The sequence below is a fragment of the Gibbsiella quercinecans genome (genome assembly GCF_002291425.1).
Lineage (GTDB): Bacteria > Pseudomonadota > Gammaproteobacteria > Enterobacterales > Enterobacteriaceae > Gibbsiella > Gibbsiella quercinecans.
The window spans coordinates 2,781,221-2,800,013 of sequence record NZ_CP014136.1; the positions used below are offsets into that span (position 1 = coordinate 2,781,221).

Below are 18,793 nucleotides of genomic sequence, written 5' to 3' on the forward strand. Positions count from 1 at the left end.
GCTTAGATGCTGCCGCCGGGGATGATGGTAAAGCCGACATCGACCATTTTGGGCACGACCGTTTCCCCGCGCAGGCGGGCCAGCAGGCGCTCTGCGCCGATCTGCCCCATACGTTCACGCGGCGTCAGCACGCTAGCCAGCTTTGGCGTCATCACCTGCCCGATATCGTGGCCGTGAAAACCGGCAATCGCCATATCCTGCGGGATCGCCAGCCCTTGCCGCTGGCATTCGAACGCCGCGCCGATCGCCAGGTCATCATTGGTACAAAAAATGCTGTCGATCTGCGGGTAATCACGCTGCGCCTGGCGCAACAGCTCGCCCCCGCCTGAATAGGAAGAAGAGCGCTTGGTCATCACGCTGTAGGGTTCCAGCCCAGATTCGCGCATGGCCTGCTCATAACCTTGCTGTTTGATGATGGTGCGCTCATCCTGCCGCGCGCCCAGATACACCACGTGCCGGTAGCCACGGGTGATGATCTGCTGGGTCATCTGGCGTGCGGCTTCAAAGTTGTTGAAGCCCACTGCCAGATCGATGCAGGGCGAGACGCAGTCCATCAGTTCCACCACCGGGATGCCGGCGATCTCAATCATTTTGCAGGTGCGCGGCGTATGGTGGCGTTCAGAGAGGATCAGGCCGTCGATGTTATAAGACAATAACGACGTCAGGCGTTCTTCTTCACGCTCCGGCAGGTAGCCATAGTGCGCCAGCATGGTCTGGTAATTGTGTGCGTCGGTCACGCTCTCAATACCGCGCAACACCTCGGCGAATACCTGGTTGGTCAGCGAGGGCAACAGCACGCCGATAGCGCGGCTGGTGGCATTGGAAAGAATGTCCGGCGCGCGGTTGGGAATATAGCCCAGCTCATCGAGTGCAACGGCAATTTTTTGCCGCAAAGAAGCTGAAACCTGGTCGGGATTGCGCAAATAACGGCTTACCGTCATCTTGGTGACGCCAACCCGATCTGCAACATCTTGAAGTACCGGCCGTTTTTTCTTCATTATTGATGAACTGGCAATCCGTGAATGGGCCACCATTTTAGCAAAAAAAATGGCGGCCCGGTATTATTGTCTCAAGGCCGGCCCCAGGGCGGGGCCGGTATAAGCGCGGCATCACACCGGCGGCAGATCGAACAGCAATATTTCGCTGTCTTGCGCGGCCTGGATGGTCAATGCCGTTTCATCCCACACGGCGAATGCATCGCTGGCGCCTGCTGGGTGACCGTTAACCGTTACGCTGCCACGCACCACCTGGATCCAGATGCGCCGCCCGGCGGGGATCGGGTATGCCGACTGTTCACCGGCGTTCAGCGCCCAACGCCACAGCGTCATATCCTGAAAGACCTGCAGCGAACCGTCGCGCGCATCTGGCGATAGCACCAGTTGGCGCCCCTGCGGCGCGTCGAACATGCGCTGTTCATAGCGCGGCGGCAGGCCGGTCTGTGCCGGGATAATCCAGATCTGGTACAGGTGCAGCGGGCGATCGCTATTGGCATTGTACTCCGAATGGCGCACCCCGGTGCCGGCGCTCATGATCTGGAACTCACCGGCGTTAATCTGCTCCTTGTTGCCCATGCTGTCCTGGTGTTCAACCGTGCCGCTCAACACGTAGGTCAGAATTTCCATATCCTTGTGCGGATGGGTGCCAAAGCCTTGCCCGCCGTCGATCACATCTTCATTAATCACCCGCAGTGCGGAGAACCCCATGAAGTCTGGATCATAGTAGTTTGCAAACGAGAAGGTATGCCAGCTATCCAGCCAACCGTGATTGGCATGGCCGCGATCTTGTGCCTTACGTAAATAAATCATGTTCAACTCTCCTCAATGTTTTATTCAGTCTATGCCTGGCTGAAAAAGAAGAAAGCGTAAAAAACTCACCTCTCTGTTCAAGAAATTCGATGGAATAGCATGACCAGAAACAGGGGGTTTAACGAGAGGGGGAAGCGTCAACGCAAGGCAAAAAAAAAGCCAGCACCCGAGCTGGCTAAGTAAACACTGGAAGCAATGTGAGCAATGTCGTGCCTTCAAGTGATGGCAGCAAAATTTGATGACCATCCCGAGAACGCATGGCAATAATAATCATTATCATTCGCAGCTGTAAAGTGTTTTTTTGCCTAATGCGAAATAATCTCGTTTAGCGGGAATACGCTGATAATTCCAGCGGTTATTCTTTGTATCATGCAGATTGCCGCCTGGGCCGGAACAAATAACGTCGGCTGAGCAAACGGCCCCACACCGGGGCCGTTACGGAGGGGATTACTTCAGTAGGCTGACAATCAGTTGTTCACGGCGGTTGTAAAACTTGCGATAGGCGAGGTAGCTGGCAATGATGGTCGACAGGCTGGCGGTGGCCAACAGCATAAATGTCACCATAATCTGATACTTGATCGCTTTCACCGGATCGATGCCGGCAAATATCAGGCCGGACATCATCCCTGGCAGGCTAACCAAACCAACGGTTTTTGCCGCATCCACGGTGGGGATCAGCGAGGCGCGAATGCTGTCGCGGATCAAGGCGGCGGAAGCAAACTTCGGCGAAGCCCCCAAGCTGAGCATTTCCTGAATTTTCTGCTGTTCGTCTTTAAAGCGTTGCCCCAGGTTGTTGTAGCACAGGCCAACGGCGATCATCGCGTTGCCCGCGATCATGCCGGAGATCGGGATCACCTGCATGGGGGTGAACACAATTGAGCGGGTCAGCACCAGCACGGCCAGCGTCAGCACCGCCCCGGTGGTAATCGCCACCAGGGAGATGAAAAAGGCACGGTCGATATATTTGCTGCGCTTTTGCGCGTTATAAGCGGCGTTGAAGCAGATGAACAGCACCATCAGCACGGTCAGCAGGCTGTTGTTCAGATCGAATATGTATTTCAGCACATAGCCGACAATCACCAGTTGCACGACCGCCCGGCAAATGCTCCAGATGATGTCTTTTTCCAGCCCCAGCTTTTCTTTGTGGCTAATCAGAATGGCGATTAGCACCAGAAGCATCGACAGGCCCAGTGATTCATTGGTGATGTTATGTTGGTTCATTGTTTTTCTCCTCCTGCTTTGCCCGTGCATTGGCGCTCAGTGTGATCACGTCGTCCGCGTGGCCGATCTCGTTGGTATCGTGCGTCACCCACAGCACCGCCATTTTCTGCTGTTTGACGTATTGCTGAATCAGCGCATTCACCCTGGCCTTGTTTTCTTCATCCAGCGCACTGGTGATTTCATCCAGCAGCAGGAGCTTGGGTAAAAACTGCAGATTACGGATCAGGGAAACCCGCTGTTTCTCCCCGCCGGAAAGCTCATTAATGCTTTTTTTCAACATGTCGGGCGCTAATGAAAAACGCTGCAGATCCTGCGCCAGCTTTTGCTCGTCCGGCTTTACCTTGCGGATTTGATAGGGCAACGCCAGGTTGTCATAAACGGTGTCGCCAAACAGCGCCGGCGTTTGGAAACAATAAGAAACCTGCTTGCGATATTCCTCTGGCGGGATGTCATCAATATTTTTGCCCGCAAAGAGAATTCGCCCGCGCGTGGGGCTGATCAAAGAAGAGATTATTTTCAGCAGGGTACTTTTCCCGCATCCGGAAGGGCCGGTGATCAACTTAAATTCACCGGGCTGCAGGCGGAAAGAAACGGAGTCGAGAATAACCGTGTCATCTATTTGATAATGAATATCATCTAATTCCAATATACTACTGCTTTCCTTCATTATGACTCCGGTTGCTTTTTTTAAAAATACTGGCGATTCGCGCCATGGCGCCTGCAACCCGGCATTATCATCAGGGATGTGGGCAAATAAGGCGCTTGTTAGCGAAAGGGGCCGCAAAATAACCGCCAGCGGAACGCCGCCTAGTATAGGGCTTGCAGAAACGGGCAGGCAACGCTCGTATTATTTTTGCAGGCGCACACTCTGGTTTTTGGCCGGATTTTGTTCCCCCACCACCAGCCAGACCCGGTATTCGTCGATTCCAACGGGGCGATTGATCAACCCGTTACGTCTGCCGTTGGCGTCAATCACCGTTTTTGCCGTTGGCTGGCGGTTGAAACGGGCAACATTTGGGCAAAGTAAAGAGCAATAGCGGCAGGATGGGAAATGGTGAGGATGGACAATAATCGGTTGAGCGATTTTAAACAGGCACCCGCATATCTAAGAAAAAAGATTCTTATCATAAAGGGTAAGCAGAGGCATTGAAGAAACCATTACGGGCTACAAATCGATAACCTTACCTCGCGGCTGATGAATGATCTTCTTGATACTCACGATCAGTTCGGAAGGCCTGAGCAACAATGAACTAATCCTGACATTAATAATCCGGCAGCCATCAAAGCGCGATGGCTCATCGATCGTGATGTCGGAGGCGATGATCGCCAAATCCGCCAGATTGACGTCTGCCGCGGTGACCTTGTTTTTTATTCCCAATACCCCCTGGGTTTCGATCTTGATCGCCAGATTATTGTCTTTCGCCAATCTTTCCAGCTGTTCAGCGGCCATATAGGTGTGAGCGACGCCTGTCGCACATGCCGTAACGGCAACAATGCTTAGCTTTTTATCACCGCTGGCGTGAAGTGCCTCTTCTTTGATTATCTGCGTCATAATAAACTTATACCTTTGTTTCTTCGCCTGTATTCAAGAGGAGTACAATCATTAATCTCCCGGAAAACTTTGCAAAAATAGTTTGTATCCGTGAACCCACAGCGTTCAGAAACTTCATTAATCTTCAGCGCAGTGTTCGTCAGCAGCACCCGTGAACGTGATATCCGGGTTGATTTTAGATATTCATTGAACTTAACGTCTGAGTCTTTTGAAAATAAACGCGAAAGATATCCTGGTGATATATTAAATACATCGGCAACGCTCTCCCGGCTGATCTCATGATGATAATTATTATCAATAAACCGTTTAATTTCGTCGATAAGTGAAATCGGCTCCTTCCGTTCTTTCATGCCTTCAGCCAGTTGATAGGAAATATCACTGATTAAGGCATAAATAATGTGTGCAAAAGTTTCGCTGGTTTTATCTTGCGCCCACGCCATCGATTCAGCCAGCTCAAGTAACCTGTCCCGCACGGTGCTGCTGGTGTTCTGCAGGTTAAATTTCTCGACTTCTTTAAACTGAGCGCCATCCCAATTGATAATGCTGAACCCGATATCCTGTTTCCAAAATACGACGGACAGGGAAATGACAGGCGCAGACCATTGCGGAAAATTCCAGCCGTTTGCCGGTATATAGGTAATCGAACCCACGGGACGATCGTACTTCACGATCTTGTCCTCACCTTTTGGCAGCAGCATGTTCAATACGCCTTTAACCGTCAGTTCAATTCTGGGGACGTGCAGGCGATAGGCCATGGTCGGCGCCTGGGCGCTGCCGTTGGCCACCAATACTGAATCCGCACCAGAACAAAGATTGCTAAACTCACTCAAAATCGACTGTATGAATACACTCATAAAACGCCTGCAGCCTGATCATGGAAGGACAGGGCGCAACAGCGCTGGATAGCTCGCCCACTATCGGCGGCCAGGTTTCCTGCCCGCGACTTCAGAGATACTGGCTTAGCAATGCTTCGAGATTGTTTTGATCAATCGCGAACAGACGGATCCCTTCAGACAGTTTATCCACGGCCATCGCATCCTGGTTATGAGACCAATAAAACTCAGGTTCGCTCATTACCTGTGGTTTGGTCTGTACCGTACCATCATAGCTGAGCTGATGGGGGAGATCGCCATCGGTATTTTTCAATTTATCAAGCAGCTGTGGTGCAACAGTCAGGCGATCGCAACCGTTCAGAGCAAGCACCTGTTCGGGGCTACGGAAACTGGCCCCCATCACAATGGTTTGGTAACCATGCATCTTGTAAAAGTGGTAAATTTTCCTGACCGATTCCACGCCGGGATCATGCTCAACGGTGTAAACGGCGCCCGGGTTTTTGGCTTTATACCAATCGGAAATACGGCCGACGAAGGGGGAAATCAGAAATACGCCGGCATCCGCGCATGCTCGCGCCTGTGCAAAGGAAAACAACAGCGTCAGATTGCATTTGATGCCTTCTTGTTCAAGCGTTTCTGCCGCCCGGATGCCTTGCCAGGTTGCAGCCAGCTTAATCAGGACGCGCTCTTTGCCCACCCCCTTTTCCTCATAGCGGGCAATCAGCTCGCGCGCCTTGGCGATACTGGCTGCGGTATCAAACGACAGGCGGGCATCTACTTCCGTTGAAATACGCCCCGGGATGCTTTGCAGGATCAGTGTGCCGATACTCACCGCAAGGTAATCCGCAATATCACCGAGCAGTTTATCTTCATTCTTTTGCCGTGATTTAACGGAAACCACGGCATCACGAACCAATTTTTGGTATTGCGGAAGCTGTGCCGCCTTATAAATAAGCGAAGGGTTGGTGGTAGCATCCTGCGGTTGATACGCAATAATACTGTCAATATCACCGCTGTCAGCGACAATAATTGTCCGCTGCTTTAATTGTTCAAGCTGATTCATTATAGAAACCTGTTCGTCGTCGATCATTATTAAAAGAACAAGGAGGGGCCCACCCCTTGCCGTTAATACATCAATTCACACCGAGATTTTCTGCAATTTTCTGCATGATCTTATCGCCATGCCGGACGGCGGTATTGGCGCCGACACGAACTATTTTCTTACCGGAAAACCTGCCTTCATTTTTAATGGTGACATCGTTCGTTAATATGACTATATCAGCCCTATTAATATCGGAAGGCGTTAGCTCATTTTCAATACCCGTGGCGCCTTGCGTCTCTACTTTAATTTCCCAGCCTTTCTTCTGGGCGGCAATAAGTAAAGATTCAGCGGCCATGTAGGTATGTGCGACGCCCGTCGGGCAGGCAGTCACTGCAACCAGAATAGTCATCATGTTTACCTTTTTGCTTGTTACTGTGCTGCGGCAACGCGGGCGGTCAGGCCTGGCATATTAAAGCATTCGGCTTCGTTCTGAATCATGTCCTTAATTTTATTCACCACATAGCGTTCGGGCTCAATGCCGAATGATTTCAGATTAGCAAACATTTTTTGCATTTCACGCACGACGTTGGGCTTCTCATAATTATAGTGGCCGCTAAGCTCCAGAATTTCTTTCAGCAAATCCGGCTCGCTGAAAATTTGCTCCTCGGTTTTATTTTTATGTTCATCCGTCATCCATTTCTCCCATTTATGGCTTAGCACGCATTCACGGGTTAAGACACTTTTCAATTCGGAGGCGGATGGAATAAACCCTTTCGCGGCAAGATCCTGCTCAACCGCGGCAAGTTTGAGGTAAGCGCGGGTTTCGATCGTGCCGTAAGCGGGGGCAACGTTCATCGCGGTGATCCCCAGTCCCGGGTGCTTGAGCAGAATGTCATCGGGCAGATAATCGCCGTTATGCTCTTTCAACCCGACGCCATAGCGCGTGCTGATCGCGGAGAGCTCGGCGGATTGTTTATCGTTGAAATGGCCGACGTTTTTGGTCAAACGGGTTAATGTCCCCGTTTGCCCGACGATAAACAACGGCTGCGGCAGGCCTTCAGCGGTGAGGCGTTTATTAAGCTCAACGATAAAATCTTCATAGGCGCTGATATCGGTCAGGCCGCCGTTGGTTTCTTCCGTTCCCACTTCATAGAAGAATTCTTTAAGGTTATTTTCCTCACGATATTCTTCACAGAAGCGAATCAACTCTACCGTCCGGCTCAGCACCAGCTCGATATCAATCACTTTGCCGACGACATACGGGTCTTTGGTCGGATCGATATGCAGCAGATCGAAACCGGCATCCATATCTATTTTGTAAGAACGGCGCGCCAGTGCCATTGCTTCGGCTTCCGGGATATGGTCTTTACGTTCCTTGTCGCGCTGCCACGGGCCACCGTGGTCGCGGCACAGGAAATAATCGCCGTCAAAGCCCACTTTCTCCGCCATGGTTTTTAAATCCGCCGCAAAGCGGAATTGATCCCAGTTATTCACATAGCCGGCGCCGAATTCATCTGCGTCGACCTGATTGCGGCTGGCGATAAACATCAGCGGCAAATCTTTTTCTTTGCCGAGCTCAAAGCAGGCTTGAATCAGCGCCGGCGACATCGGGCCGATGCCCAGCATCGTAGACTTACCGCCTTTAACGATATAATCGACATATTGTTTCAACGTGTTTTTCATAATAACTCCTGCTTTTTCAGTCAAAAGAAATATCCAGGCCATCATCGTCTTTCTTCTCTGATGCCTTGGGTTTCATTACGGTTTTTAGAACCTTCACGGCGACGGCCGTGGTTAATGCGCCGGCAATAATGGCAATGACGTAGCCAACCGGGTTGCCGATAACCGGCAGGACAATCAGCCCACCCCACGGAGCGGCATTGGTGGAGCCAAACCAGAGCGAAATAATCGAAGCCACCGCGCCGCCAATCATATTGGCTGGAATCACCCGCATCGGATCGGCCGCGGCGAAAGGTATCGCGCCTTCGCTGATGCCAATGCAGCCCATGATCAGCGCCGGTTTGCCGGCTTCACGCTCTTCATCATTGAAAATGCCTTTGAACAAGAAGGTTGCCAGCGCCATGCCCAACGGCGGGGTACATACCGGCGCGGCGACGGCCGCCATCAGCTGTGGGTTGGTGGTGATCAGCGCGACGGCAAAGAAGAACGCCGTCTTGTTCATCGGGCCGCCCATATCGAAGGTGATCATGCAACCGAGGATGGCGCCGAGAATAACGAATGAGGCACCTTGCATGCCGGATAACCAGACGCTTAACCATTTCATCAGCCAGGCGACGGGATCGCCCACGATGTAATAGATAGCCAGCCCGGTCAGGAAAGTACCGACCAACGGAATAATGAAAATCGGCAGAATCAGGCGCAGAAAATCGGGCACTTTCAGCTTGGCGATGCATTGCAACAGCGCATAGACCACCAGGCCGGCAATAATACCGGCGAGCATCCCGCCCAGAAAACCAGCCCCCATCTGGTTCGCCAGTAAACCGCCGATCGCGCCGGGCGCAATCCCCGGTTTTTCAACCATGGAATAGGCGATAAAACCGGCCAGAATAGGGATGAACAACGTCAGGCCGGCGATGCCGATTTCTGACATTGCTTTTAAAAAACCATGATCGGGTACCGCTGCCTTGCCGCTGAACATGACTGCCAATGCCAGAAGAACACCACCGGCGACGACAAAAGGAATCATGTACGACACGCCCGTCATGAAATGTCTTTTAGTATTTTTTAAAAGTTTAAACATATAAACCTCGACTTTTTAAAATGAGGTAACTTTTTTATATTCAGACTTCTAATGTTCTGACTATAAGGTTGTAGAGTTCTTCGGAGGTGGTTGCGTTTTTTATTTCATGTCGAAATTCCTCATTCATAAGTTTCCTGGCCAGCGTCGAAAAATACTTCATGTGTTCGTTATCACCTGCGGTTTTACTGATGGCCAGCATAAAGACCGTATCCACTTCCTGCTCGCCCCAAATAACCGGTGCCGCCAGGCGGGCGACGCTGATTGCCGAGTCATTGATATAATCAGACTTGGTATGGGGAATAGCGAAACCGAAGCCGACCGCGGTCGGGAATGAATCTTCACGGCGCCATATATCGTCACACAGCTTTTCTCGATTATCCGTTCTGTGCCGCAGCCAGAGGTTATCGGTCATTTTTTTAATGACTTCGTTTTTATCATTGGCTTCCAGCCCGCAAAGAATAAATTCCTGGGCTAAAACCGGTTTTTCCGCGGTCGCTTTTACATCAGGATGCGCAAGCAGGTTTTTTACTGCGGATGAGTTTTTTGCCTTCACCAACGCCTGCGCCAATTGCCGGCATTTTGCGTGGTTCAACGTTCGCAATGCATGTTTGACGGCGGGGATGGCGGCATGGCTCATGCTAAGCTCATCAAATCCCATGCCGATGAATACCGGCAGAAAATCCTTACTGGCGCCCAGTTCACCGCACAGACCGATCCATTTTCCGGCACGGTGGACTTCATCAACCGCGAATTGCAGCGCTTTTAAAAAAGCGGGCGAATAATTATCGTAAACGCTTTCCACCCGGTTATTGCCGCGGTCGGCTGCAAACAAATATTGCGTCAGGTCATTACTCCCCACGCTGAAAAAATCGGCATATTCGGCGATTTCGGGGATGGCGAAGATCACGGAGGGGACTTCAAGCATCACACCGAGTTCGATCTCTGCATCGAAGGGCTGGCCTGCCGTTACCATCTCTTGCTTAACCGATGCCAATACCGCCCGGCACCAGGCAACTTCATCAACGCTGGCAATCATCGGTATCATGATTTTGGCGTTACCCACCGCCGAAGCGCTTAAAATCGCCTTCAGCTGCATCTTGAAAAGCGCCAGATAATGGGGATAGGTGCGCACGGCGCGGTATCCCAGAAACGGGTTTTCCTCTGCGCCTATGCTTAAATAGTCGACGGGTTTATCGCCGCCGATATCAAACGTGCGGAAGGTCACCGGCTTGCCGGCGGCCAGTTTAACCACCTGGGTATAAAGCGCGGACAGCTCTGCAAAATCCGGGGGCGTGGCGCGATCCATGAACGACATTTCCGTGCGAAACAGCCCGACGCCTTCGGCTCCGCTGGCAAAAACCACCGCGGCTTCTTCAAGGCTGGCGATATTCGCGGCGATCTCAAGACGATGGCCATCGGTGGTGCAGGCCTTGGCATGGACATCGGCCAGCATTTCCTGCTGCATCAGGTGCCGCGTGCTAATTTCATTGTGGTAATAGCGCACCACGTTCTCGCTGGGGGTAGCGATCAGCAGGCCGAGATCGCCATCAATAATGATTTCATGCTGTGGATCCAGATTCAGCGATGAAAAATCGATGCTGGCCAGCGCCGGGATACCGAGCGAGCGCGCCAGAATAGCCGTATGGGATGTTTTGCCCGCCGCGGTGAGAACCAGCCCGGTTAAATACGCCTTATTGATTGCCAGAAATTGGCTGGGCGTCAAACTGTTGGCGAGAATAATGGCGGGCTCTTGCAGTTCAAGACTCTGTTGCGGCAACGCATGCGGGCCGTAGATTTTTATCAACAATTGCAGGGTGATATCAAAAACGTCCAGCGCCCGTTCTTTGATATATTTACTGGAGGACTGGTTAAGAATTTCGCAAAAATCCATTGCCGCGGAAACAATGGCAACCCAGGCGCTTTTATTCTCATTGATATAATCGCTAATCGCCGTTTGGAACGCCACGTCCGTAATAATGGACAAATGCGCCTGAATAATATCGTGCTCAACGCCACGGCTATTTTGCAGGGCGGCGTCCTTTTCCTGTTTAAGTTTTTCTAACCCGTCCAGCAAGCGCATTTTTTCGCTTTGGGGGGCCGATTCGCCGCCCGGCGCGCGTGCCAGCATTTCTGCGAAAGACAGGCTCTGGATAACCCGCGGTTTGGCCATCGCTACGCCGCCGCCGATACGTGCGCCCTCAATAAAATGCGGTTTTGTCTCACGTAATGCCCGCGGCAGGTAGCCAGATGGCGAAGCGGTTTCTTCATCATCATCCCGATCAACGTCAAAAGCGGGTAATTTCTCAAGCAGGTCTGCAAGCTGCATGGCCGCATCGAACTCATCGTCACCCTGCAATGCGATCTGGCATTCATCACCCAATAAGGTATCCGTCGCGACGATGGAAAGCGCGCTCTTGGCGTTCCCCTGTAACCCCGTCCGTAAATTTTTCCATATCACTTCTGACTGGAATGTATTACAAAGGCGTTCAATATGGCCTGCCGGTCTCGCATGGATACCTTCTTTCAGCTCGCATTTATACGTTACCCGCTCTGACATAACCACTCCCGAAAACGTTAATCGTATTTCTGATAAATTTGGATGAACAGGAATGACGCTCCGTGTTGCATGCCTATAATCCTTTATCGTTATCGGGAAAGTTCCTATAGTAAAAAAGTCACCTTTTCTGCAAAAAAAGAACCTCGTTATATTTTTGTGACTCCTGTCATACTTTGCCACCTATAGCGAATCATAGATAATACAATGTAAATTAAAGATATTTACCGGTATTAAAACTATTTTCCTGTTTGGGATCGATGTCACAAATTTCCCAACAAGATAGGAGAGATAACAAAATAAATATAAAAGCGACTTTTCTACCCTTTAATGCAGGGTGCCGGGTGAGATAAAAAATAACCCTACCTATTTTTTTGTACGGCAGGGGGCACATATGCATTTCAAAGGATTGCTGTTTGATCTGGACGGTACCTTGGTTAACTCCCTTGATTTCGTAGAAGAATCCTGGCGTTCCTGGGCCAATAGCAAAGGGTTGGACAGTGAGGCCGTCCGGCGTTATCTGCATGGAAAACCGGCAATGGCAACCCTGCGCCATTTCATGCCTGGGGCCAGTGACGTCGCTTTAGTGCATGAATTTACCCTGCTTGAAGATTTTGAAGCGTGTAACACGGCGAGTATCACGCCGGTTCCGGGCGCTGTGGAATTCCTGTTAACGCTGCAGCGGCTCGCGGTACCCTGGGGGGTTGTGACATCTGGTTCGTTGAAAGTGGCTTCAGCCCGGATTAAACGGGTAGGGTTTCCGGCTCCGCCAGTATTGGTAACCAGTGAGGATATTCAGCATGGTAAGCCAAACCCGGAGCCTTTTCTGTTGGGGGCCGGCCGGCTCAATCTTCAGGCCGCAGACTGTATTGCCTTTGAGGACTCGCTCGCCGGCCTGATTTCCGCGCAAAAAGCGGGATGTACGGTGGTGGAAGTATTAACCACCAAGACGGTACCCCATGATATTACCCCTTTTCTGACGGTCGCAGATTATCTTGGCGTTTCCGTTGCTGCGGCCCGTGGATATTATTTCGCCCTGAAGTGTTAATTACTGTTTTGGCGACACTATACCGGTCATCCGTTGTTTAATCGGTGATAATCTAATTATTACCCTGTTATCTTTTTGCCATGGCCGCGTGAGCACAAATTAACCCATTCGCTACTGCAGAAAATAGCCGCGCAATATTTTTTCTTCAATGGGGTATTTTTTCACCACATCAGGGTGATAGCGCTTTGATCTGAAGAGATAACCGTCTAGAATAGCTGCTGCAAAGACGTTGATGAGAAGACGTCATAAATACATCATAAAAAACCGATATTATCCTGGCTCGAAACACCCCGCACTTTCCCTCGCAAGCAGCAATTGACTTTTAATTAAACAAAACAGGACCCCCGATGAGACGTAAGTATTGCGCCATTATCATTCCGGCAGTGTTATTTACCCATGCAGCATCTGCTGCGGAATTATACAATAAGGACGGAAATAGGCTTGATTTATATGGCAAGGTCAAGGCGCTCCATTACCTATCCAAGGATGCTGATAATAACGGTGATAAATCTTATGTTCGGTTTGGTTTTAAAGGCAGCACCCAGATTACAGAGGACTTATCAGGTTATGGGCAATGGGAATATCAACTTTCGGCTAATCATACCGAAGCCGACAGCACCAAAGACACCAAGACCCGCTTGGGGTTTGCCGGCCTGAAATATAAAAACTTGGGTTCATTCGATTATGGCCGCAATTACGGGGTTATTTATGATATCGGCGCCTGGACCGACATGATGCCGGAATTTGGTTGCGGCACGTATATCAAGACCGACAACTTTATGAATGGCCGAACCAATGGCGTGGCCACTTACCGTAACAATAACTTTTTTAACCTGGTTGATGGTTTGAATGTTGCTGTGCAGTATCAGGGGAAAAACCAAAAAAACCAGAATGACAACCGTTCGGCCAGCAAGGCTAACGGTGATGGATGGGGCATATCTTCCAGCTATGAAGTCTTTGACGGATTACGCGTGGGCGCAGCTTATGCCTCATCCAACAGAGTGAGCGCACAGAAAGAAGGTACCTACGGCAAAGGGAATAAGGCCGATATATGGGCCGTTGGGCTGAAATACGATCCTGGCAGCGTCTATTTGGCCGCGACTTACTCTGAAAGCCACAACATTGTGCCGATTTCCGGCACGGCCGTGATTTATGGTACGGCGACAAGCGTTAATGGTTTTGCCAATAAAGCTGAAAAAATAGAGTTGGTGGCCCAGTATCAGTTCAAATCCGGTTTCCGCCCGTCGGTGTCTTATGCCCAGTCGAAGGCAAAAGATATTGAAAATATCGGCAGTGCCGATCTGGTAAAGCATATTGAGATTGGTACTTATTACTATTTCAATAAGAACATGTCCACCTATGTGGACTATAAAATCAACCGGCTCAATGATGATAATAAACTGGGGCTAAAAAACGACAATATCTTTGCCATTGCATTAGGCTACCAGTTCTAGCTATCGGCCACGGTTGACAGTAAAGGCTCGCTCTTGGTGCGGGCCTTTATTCAGGAAATCCAGATGGGCTACAGACTGCCCTGAATGTGGCATTTTTCCGCTGTAAGCCTGATCTTTATTAATCCATTTGATAGAATCCGCGAATAATTAAGATTAACCCGCAAGCCATTTGACCGGAAAGATAATGATTTATATTCCCAGTCGAAAATTTTTTATCCGTTAATATTATGGAGGGTTTTTGATGAACCATGGACGTGGGGTCTGGTCGTTGTTGAAATGTGCCGTTATTTTAGGACTGTTTTTTCCAGTTAATGCTATCTCTGGGGAGAAGTATGATGAGCTGGGGAAAAAGAACGTACCTGAAAGCTGGAAGACCAACGAGTTTAAGCGGCAATGGGGGTTGGAAAGCATTGGGGCAGAGTATGCCTATGCCCGTGGGTATTCAGGCCGCGGCGTTAAGATCGGCATTTTGGATGAGGCTATTTTCGAACACCCGGAGTTGCAGGGCAAGTTACAAAAGCTTGATCCTCTGGAGCCGTATAACTACAGCACCTTCAATGGCACAGACCTGATAATCATTGGTAGCCACGGCACGCACGTTGCCGGGATTGCGGCAGCAAAGCGCGATGGGTTAGGGATGCACGGGGTTGCTTATGACGCCAAGATTGCCGCTATTAAATATCTGCAAAATGATAAAAACCACGTCGAGGATATGATTCAAACCGACGTTCGCGTGATAAACAATAGTTGGGCCCAAAGTCCTCCAATATGGCTCAATCAATACGGGTATTATAGTATCCGTCCAGAGGGAACATACAATTACGTTCAGTTCACCCTGGGCGATATTATCCGCGAGATGACTCCGCTAAAAAATAATATTGATGCAACGAGCCGGCGCCCAATCACGGAAAGTTTTACGGCTTATAACGACTATGCCGGCATACTGCGTGCGGCCCGCGCAGGGAAGCTGATTGTCTTCGCCGCGGGCAATAACAATAATTATAATGTTCCGATGTATGATGCCGGGCTGCCGTACTTCTTTCCGGATGTGTTAAAAAACTATTTGGTCGTGACCAACCTTACTGATCGGGATGAACTGGCGATATCCTCTACGCCCTGTCGTTATACGGCAAGCTATTGCCTCTCTGCCCCCGGTTCCGACATTTATAGTTCGACGGCGCAATGGGTTTCTCAAACCGGCGGCAGTATTACCCAATCTGCGTTGGTGCGCGGTGAATTGGCCATTGCTCCCCGATACGATGAATATACCGGCACATCAATGGCCGCTCCGATGGTAACCGGCGCGGCTGCGGTACTGATGCAGCGCTTCCCTTATATGACGGCGGCTCAAATTGCCGATGTATTACGCACCACTGCTACCGATATCGGGGAGCCGGGTATCGATGCGTTATATGGCTGGGGCAAGTTGAATCTGAAAGATGCGCTAAACGGCCCGAAAATGTTTGTTACCGCCAGTGATATCCCGAAGAAATTTTATATTGCCGGCTCTTATAACCAAACGCAGTTTGTTGCCGACATTCCCGGCATTGGCGCAACCCTGGACGCGGGAACCCCGATGGAACGTGTATGTAGCGGTGCCGAGTGCGCCTTTGACCGCTGGAGTAATAACATTAGCGGCCATGGTGGGTTAACCAAAACCGGCGTGGGCACGCTAGAACTTACGGGGACAAATACCTATTCCGGCCCCACATTGGTGAATCAGGGCCTTCTGGCGATCAACGGCGCAGTCAGCTCACCGGTTAGCGTGCAGGGCAGTGGCACTCTTGGTGGTACCGGCAGTGTCGGCTCGTTGAGCGTGCGCCGCGGCGGCACGGTGGCGCCGGGTAATTCAATCGGCACGCTTAACGTAGCCAGCCACGTCAGTTTCGAACCCGGCTCACGCTACGCAGTGGAAGTGGGGCCAAATGGCCGCAGCGATCGGATCCAGAGCGCGGGATCGGCGATAATCGGCGGCGGAGAGGTGGCGGTTGCGCTGGAACACAGCGGCAACCTGCTGTCGCAAAGCAACGTGCGCAGTCTGCAGGGCCAGCAATACGCTATTTTGACGGCTCAACAGGGCGTCAGCGGGCGCTTTGACGCGGTGACGCCGAATTACCTGTTCCTCGGCACCGGCCTGGCTTACCAACCAAATCAGGTAACGCTGAACATTGGCCGCAACGACACCCGCTTTGCCAGCGTTGCGCAGACGCAAAACGAGCGTGCGGTGGCGGCGGCGGCAGATTCGTTGGTGATGGGTAATCCGGTATATGAGAGCATCATCAGCAGCGGCTCGGCCAGCGAAGCGCGGCACGCATTCCGGCAGCTATCGGGGCAAATTCACACGGATATCGCCGCGGCGCAGGTGAATAACAGCCGCTACCTGCGTGAAGCGCTTGATGAGCGCCTACGCCAGGCGGAGGGGCTGGCGGCGGCTTCGGCGATTAAAGCCGACGACGGCGGTGCCTGGGCACAGTTAATCGGGGCCTGGGACCATGCCTCGGGCAGTGCCAATGCTACCGGCTATCAGGCTTCGACCTACGGGGTTCTTGTCGGGTTGGATTCGGCGTTAGCGAATGATGGGCTGCTGGGCGTCGCCGCGGGTTATACGCGCAACGCGCTGCATGGCGGCGACGGTTCGCAGGCTGACAGCGATAACTACCACCTGGCGGCGTATGGCGCTAAACAGTTCGGCCCGTTGGCGTTGCGTGCTGGCGGGGGATATACCTGGCACCGCATCGACACCGCGCGTTCGGTGAACTACAGCGCGCAGTCGGATCGTTTAACGGCGCAGTACGGCGCCCGTACCGAGCAACTGTTCGCCGAGGCGGGTTACACCCTACAGACCGCTCGGCTGCGTCTGGAGCCGTTCGTCAACCTGGCGTACATTAATTTCCAGAACAATGGCATCGCAGAAAACGGCGGCGCAGCGGCGTTGCGCGGCGATAAGCAACATACCGATGCTACGGTGTCGGCGCTAGGGCTACGGGCCGATAGCCAATGGCAGTTGAGTAAAACCACCGTGGTGGCGCTACGCAGCGAGCTCGGCTGGCAGCACGATTACAGTGAGTTGGATCGCGCCATCGGGCTGCGCTTTAACGGCGGGGGTACACCGTTTACGGTGAACGGCGTACCGGCGGCGCGCGATGCCATGTTGTTGAAGGCCGGCGCGGAGGTTGCGGTGAGCGGCAACGCCACGCTATCGCTGGGCTACAGTGGCCTGCTGTCGTCACGCTATCAGGACAATAGCGTTAACGCTGGCTTCATCTGGCGTTTCTGATTTTTACCCTTATAAGATAAGGTGATGGCGCAGCCGGCTATCACCTTATTTTTACGACGCCGCCAGCGCTTGCGCGCATGCCCAGGCAGAACTCCAGGCCCACTGGAAGTTGTATCCCCCCAGCCAGCCGGTCACGTCGACCACTTCACCAATAAAGTACAGGCCGGGCACTTTGTTGACCTGCATCGTTTTTGAGGAAAGTGCGTGGGTGTCAACGCCGCCGATAGTCACTTCCGCCGTACGGTAGCCTTCGGTGCCGTTGGGCTGTACCCGCCAGTTTTGCAGGTTATCCACCAGCGTTGCGATCTGGCCTGGCGTGAGCTGCTTCAAGGTGGCTTCCGGCAGTTGCCCGAGCGTTTGCAGGCACTCTACCAACCGCTTTGGCAAATGCAGCGCCAGCGTGTTCTTCAGGCTTTGGTTCGGGTGCGCCTGGCGTTGTTCATCAAGGAACCCCGCTAAATCAAGCGCAGGGAGTAAGTTAATACTCACAAACTCACCCGGTTGCCAGTAGCTGGAGATCTGCAGCACCGCCGGGCCGGACAGGCCGCGGTGGGTAAACAGAATAGCTTCACGAAAACGGGTGCCGTTTTCCGCCGTGATCTCTGCCGGCACCGAGACGCCGGAAAGCGTCTGCGAATGTTCCAACAGCGGTTTATGCAGGGTAAATGGCACCAGTGCGGCCCGGGTCGGCAACACCTGCAGGCCGAACTGCTCTGCCAGCTTATAGCCGAACGGCGTTGCGCCCAGCCCCGGCATCGAAAGCCCACCGCTGGCCACCACCAGTGAGCGAGCGCTCACTTTGCTACCGTTAAGCTGCAGTTCGAAGCCGGCCGCGGTTTTTTCTACGCTGATCACTTCGCTGCGCAACCGCAGCGAGACCTGGCCCAGCTCACACTCTTGCACCAGCATATCGACAATTTGCTGGGCCGATTCATCGCAAAACAACTGGCCGAGCGTTTTTTCGTGGTAGGCGATACCGTAGCGGTTGACCAGATCGATAAAATCCCATTGGGTATAACGCGCCAGCGCCGATTTACAAAAATGCGGGTTGCTGGAAAGGTAGGCCGCCGGCTCCGCGTGCATGTTGGTAAAATTACAACGCCCGCCGCCAGACATCAGAATTTTGCGGCCCGGTTTTTTGCCGTTATCCAGCAACAGCACCCGGCAGCCGAGTTGCCCTGCCTGCGCCGCGCAAAACATCCCCGCCGCGCCCGCACCGATTATGACGACATCAAACTGTTCCACC

General features: G+C 52.1%; 16 protein-coding genes. 3 read left to right on the top strand and 13 right to left on the bottom strand.

Features of this window, described 5'->3' with window-relative positions:
• Nucleotides 1-2: 2 nt before the first annotated feature.
• The 12 genes from gntR to ptsP all read right to left on the bottom strand — a co-directional run bounded on the left by gntR (nucleotide 3) and on the right by ptsP (nucleotide 11,951).
• Nucleotides 3-998, bottom strand: a complete 996-nt coding sequence (gene gntR / locus ACN28Q_RS12870) for a gluconate operon transcriptional repressor GntR (protein ID WP_095846703.1) — start codon at nucleotides 996-998, stop codon at nucleotides 3-5.
• A 111-nt stretch (nucleotides 999-1,109) separates the two neighbouring features.
• Nucleotides 1,110-1,805 carry a pirin family protein gene (locus ACN28Q_RS12875; protein WP_095846704.1) on the bottom strand — a complete coding sequence of 232 codons (696 nt, stop codon included), beginning with the start codon at nucleotides 1,803-1,805 and terminating at the stop codon, nucleotides 1,110-1,112.
• Nucleotides 1,806-2,252: 447 nt separating this feature from the next.
• Nucleotides 2,253-3,026 carry an iron efflux ABC transporter permease subunit FetB gene (fetB, locus tag ACN28Q_RS12880; protein ID WP_095846705.1) on the bottom strand — a complete coding sequence of 258 codons (774 nt, stop codon included), beginning with the start codon at nucleotides 3,024-3,026 and terminating at the stop codon, nucleotides 2,253-2,255.
• Nucleotides 3,013-3,693, bottom strand: a complete 681-nt coding sequence (gene fetA / locus ACN28Q_RS12885; RefSeq protein ID WP_095846706.1) for an iron efflux ABC transporter ATP-binding subunit FetA — start codon at nucleotides 3,691-3,693, stop codon at nucleotides 3,013-3,015. Before fetA ends, fetB begins: the two co-directional genes overlap by 14 nt.
• A 180-nt stretch (nucleotides 3,694-3,873) precedes the next feature.
• Complete coding sequence (locus ACN28Q_RS12890) at nucleotides 3,874-4,002, bottom strand: hypothetical protein (RefSeq protein WP_257790434.1); 129 nt, start codon at nucleotides 4,000-4,002, stop codon at nucleotides 3,874-3,876.
• 189 nt (nucleotides 4,003-4,191) lie between these two features.
• A complete protein-coding gene (locus tag ACN28Q_RS12895; RefSeq protein WP_095846707.1) occupies nucleotides 4,192-4,578 on the bottom strand; it encodes a PTS fructose transporter subunit IIB in 387 nt (128 codons plus the stop codon).
• Complete coding sequence (locus ACN28Q_RS12900) at nucleotides 4,575-5,432, bottom strand: helix-turn-helix transcriptional regulator (RefSeq protein ID WP_095846708.1); 858 nt, start codon at nucleotides 5,430-5,432, stop codon at nucleotides 4,575-4,577. The genes ACN28Q_RS12895 and ACN28Q_RS12900 overlap by 4 nt, the downstream gene beginning before the upstream one ends.
• 91 nt (nucleotides 5,433-5,523) lie before the next feature.
• Nucleotides 5,524-6,474: a transaldolase gene (gene tal, locus ACN28Q_RS12905; RefSeq protein ID WP_095849023.1), complete on the bottom strand. Its 951-nt coding sequence runs from the start codon at nucleotides 6,472-6,474 to the stop codon at nucleotides 5,524-5,526.
• 70 nt (nucleotides 6,475-6,544) lie between these two features.
• Nucleotides 6,545-6,862, bottom strand: coding sequence for a PTS fructose-like transporter subunit IIB (locus ACN28Q_RS12910; protein WP_095846709.1), 318 nt, complete (start codon nucleotides 6,860-6,862; stop codon nucleotides 6,545-6,547).
• A 20-nt stretch (nucleotides 6,863-6,882) separates the two neighbouring features.
• A complete protein-coding gene (locus ACN28Q_RS12915; protein WP_095846710.1) occupies nucleotides 6,883-8,136 on the bottom strand; it encodes a class II D-tagatose-bisphosphate aldolase non-catalytic subunit in 1,254 nt (417 codons plus the stop codon).
• Nucleotides 8,137-8,152: 16 nt separating this feature from the next.
• Complete coding sequence (locus tag ACN28Q_RS12920) at nucleotides 8,153-9,214, bottom strand: PTS fructose transporter subunit EIIC (RefSeq protein ID WP_095846711.1); 1,062 nt, start codon at nucleotides 9,212-9,214, stop codon at nucleotides 8,153-8,155.
• 40 nt (nucleotides 9,215-9,254) lie between these two features.
• The gene (ptsP, locus tag ACN28Q_RS12925; protein ID WP_329957324.1) at nucleotides 9,255-11,951 is read right to left on the bottom strand and encodes a phosphoenolpyruvate--protein phosphotransferase; all 2,697 of its coding nucleotides are present in this window, start codon (nucleotides 11,949-11,951) and stop codon (nucleotides 9,255-9,257) included.
• A 211-nt stretch (nucleotides 11,952-12,162) separates the two neighbouring features.
• On the opposite strand from ptsP, the gene ACN28Q_RS12930 reads away from it, so the two are divergent.
• The 3 genes from ACN28Q_RS12930 (at nucleotide 12,163) to ACN28Q_RS12940 (ending at nucleotide 17,547) form a co-directional block, all read left to right on the top strand.
• Nucleotides 12,163-12,816, top strand: coding sequence for an HAD-IA family hydrolase (locus ACN28Q_RS12930; RefSeq protein WP_095846713.1), 654 nt, complete (start codon nucleotides 12,163-12,165; stop codon nucleotides 12,814-12,816).
• A gap of 347 nt (nucleotides 12,817-13,163) precedes the next feature.
• Nucleotides 13,164-14,270, top strand: coding sequence for a porin (locus ACN28Q_RS12935; RefSeq protein WP_095846714.1), 1,107 nt, complete (start codon nucleotides 13,164-13,166; stop codon nucleotides 14,268-14,270).
• A gap of 241 nt (nucleotides 14,271-14,511) precedes the next feature.
• Nucleotides 14,512-17,547, top strand: a complete 3,036-nt coding sequence (locus ACN28Q_RS12940) for an autotransporter outer membrane beta-barrel domain-containing protein (protein ID WP_095846715.1) — start codon at nucleotides 14,512-14,514, stop codon at nucleotides 17,545-17,547.
• A 51-nt stretch (nucleotides 17,548-17,598) separates the two neighbouring features.
• Here ACN28Q_RS12940 and ACN28Q_RS12945 read toward each other — a convergent pair whose 3' ends face one another.
• A complete protein-coding gene (locus ACN28Q_RS12945) occupies nucleotides 17,599-18,792 on the bottom strand; it encodes a BaiN/RdsA family NAD(P)/FAD-dependent oxidoreductase (RefSeq protein WP_095846716.1) in 1,194 nt (397 codons plus the stop codon).
• Between the last annotated feature and the right edge of the window lies 1 nt (nucleotide 18,793).

Excerpts from the sequence above, each read along its gene's own strand:
- ACN28Q_RS12940 (WP_095846715.1), top strand. The coding sequence starts at position 14,512 with ATGAACCATGGACGTGGGGTCTGGTCGTTGTTGAAATGTGCCGTTATT.
- tal (WP_095849023.1), bottom strand. The coding sequence starts at position 6,474 with ATGAATCAGCTTGAACAATTAAAGCAGCGGACAATTATTGTCGCTGAC.
- ACN28Q_RS12915 (WP_095846710.1), bottom strand. The coding sequence starts at position 8,136 with ATGAAAAACACGTTGAAACAATATGTCGATTATATCGTTAAAGGCGGT.
- ACN28Q_RS12895 (WP_095846707.1), bottom strand. The coding sequence starts at position 4,578 with ATGACGCAGATAATCAAAGAAGAGGCACTTCACGCCAGCGGTGATAAA.
- ACN28Q_RS12930 (WP_095846713.1), top strand. The coding sequence starts at position 12,163 with ATGCATTTCAAAGGATTGCTGTTTGATCTGGACGGTACCTTGGTTAAC.
- gntR (WP_095846703.1), bottom strand. The coding sequence starts at position 998 with ATGAAGAAAAAACGGCCGGTACTTCAAGATGTTGCAGATCGGGTTGGC.
- ACN28Q_RS12900 (WP_095846708.1), bottom strand. The coding sequence starts at position 5,432 with ATGAGTGTATTCATACAGTCGATTTTGAGTGAGTTTAGCAATCTTTGT.
- fetB (WP_095846705.1), bottom strand. The coding sequence starts at position 3,026 with ATGAACCAACATAACATCACCAATGAATCACTGGGCCTGTCGATGCTT.
- ACN28Q_RS12920 (WP_095846711.1), bottom strand. The coding sequence starts at position 9,214 with ATGTTTAAACTTTTAAAAAATACTAAAAGACATTTCATGACGGGCGTG.
- ACN28Q_RS12935 (WP_095846714.1), top strand. The coding sequence starts at position 13,164 with ATGAGACGTAAGTATTGCGCCATTATCATTCCGGCAGTGTTATTTACC.
- fetA (WP_095846706.1), bottom strand. The coding sequence starts at position 3,693 with ATGAAGGAAAGCAGTAGTATATTGGAATTAGATGATATTCATTATCAA.
- ACN28Q_RS12875 (WP_095846704.1), bottom strand. The coding sequence starts at position 1,805 with ATGATTTATTTACGTAAGGCACAAGATCGCGGCCATGCCAATCACGGT.
- ACN28Q_RS12910 (WP_095846709.1), bottom strand. The coding sequence starts at position 6,862 with ATGACTATTCTGGTTGCAGTGACTGCCTGCCCGACGGGCGTCGCACAT.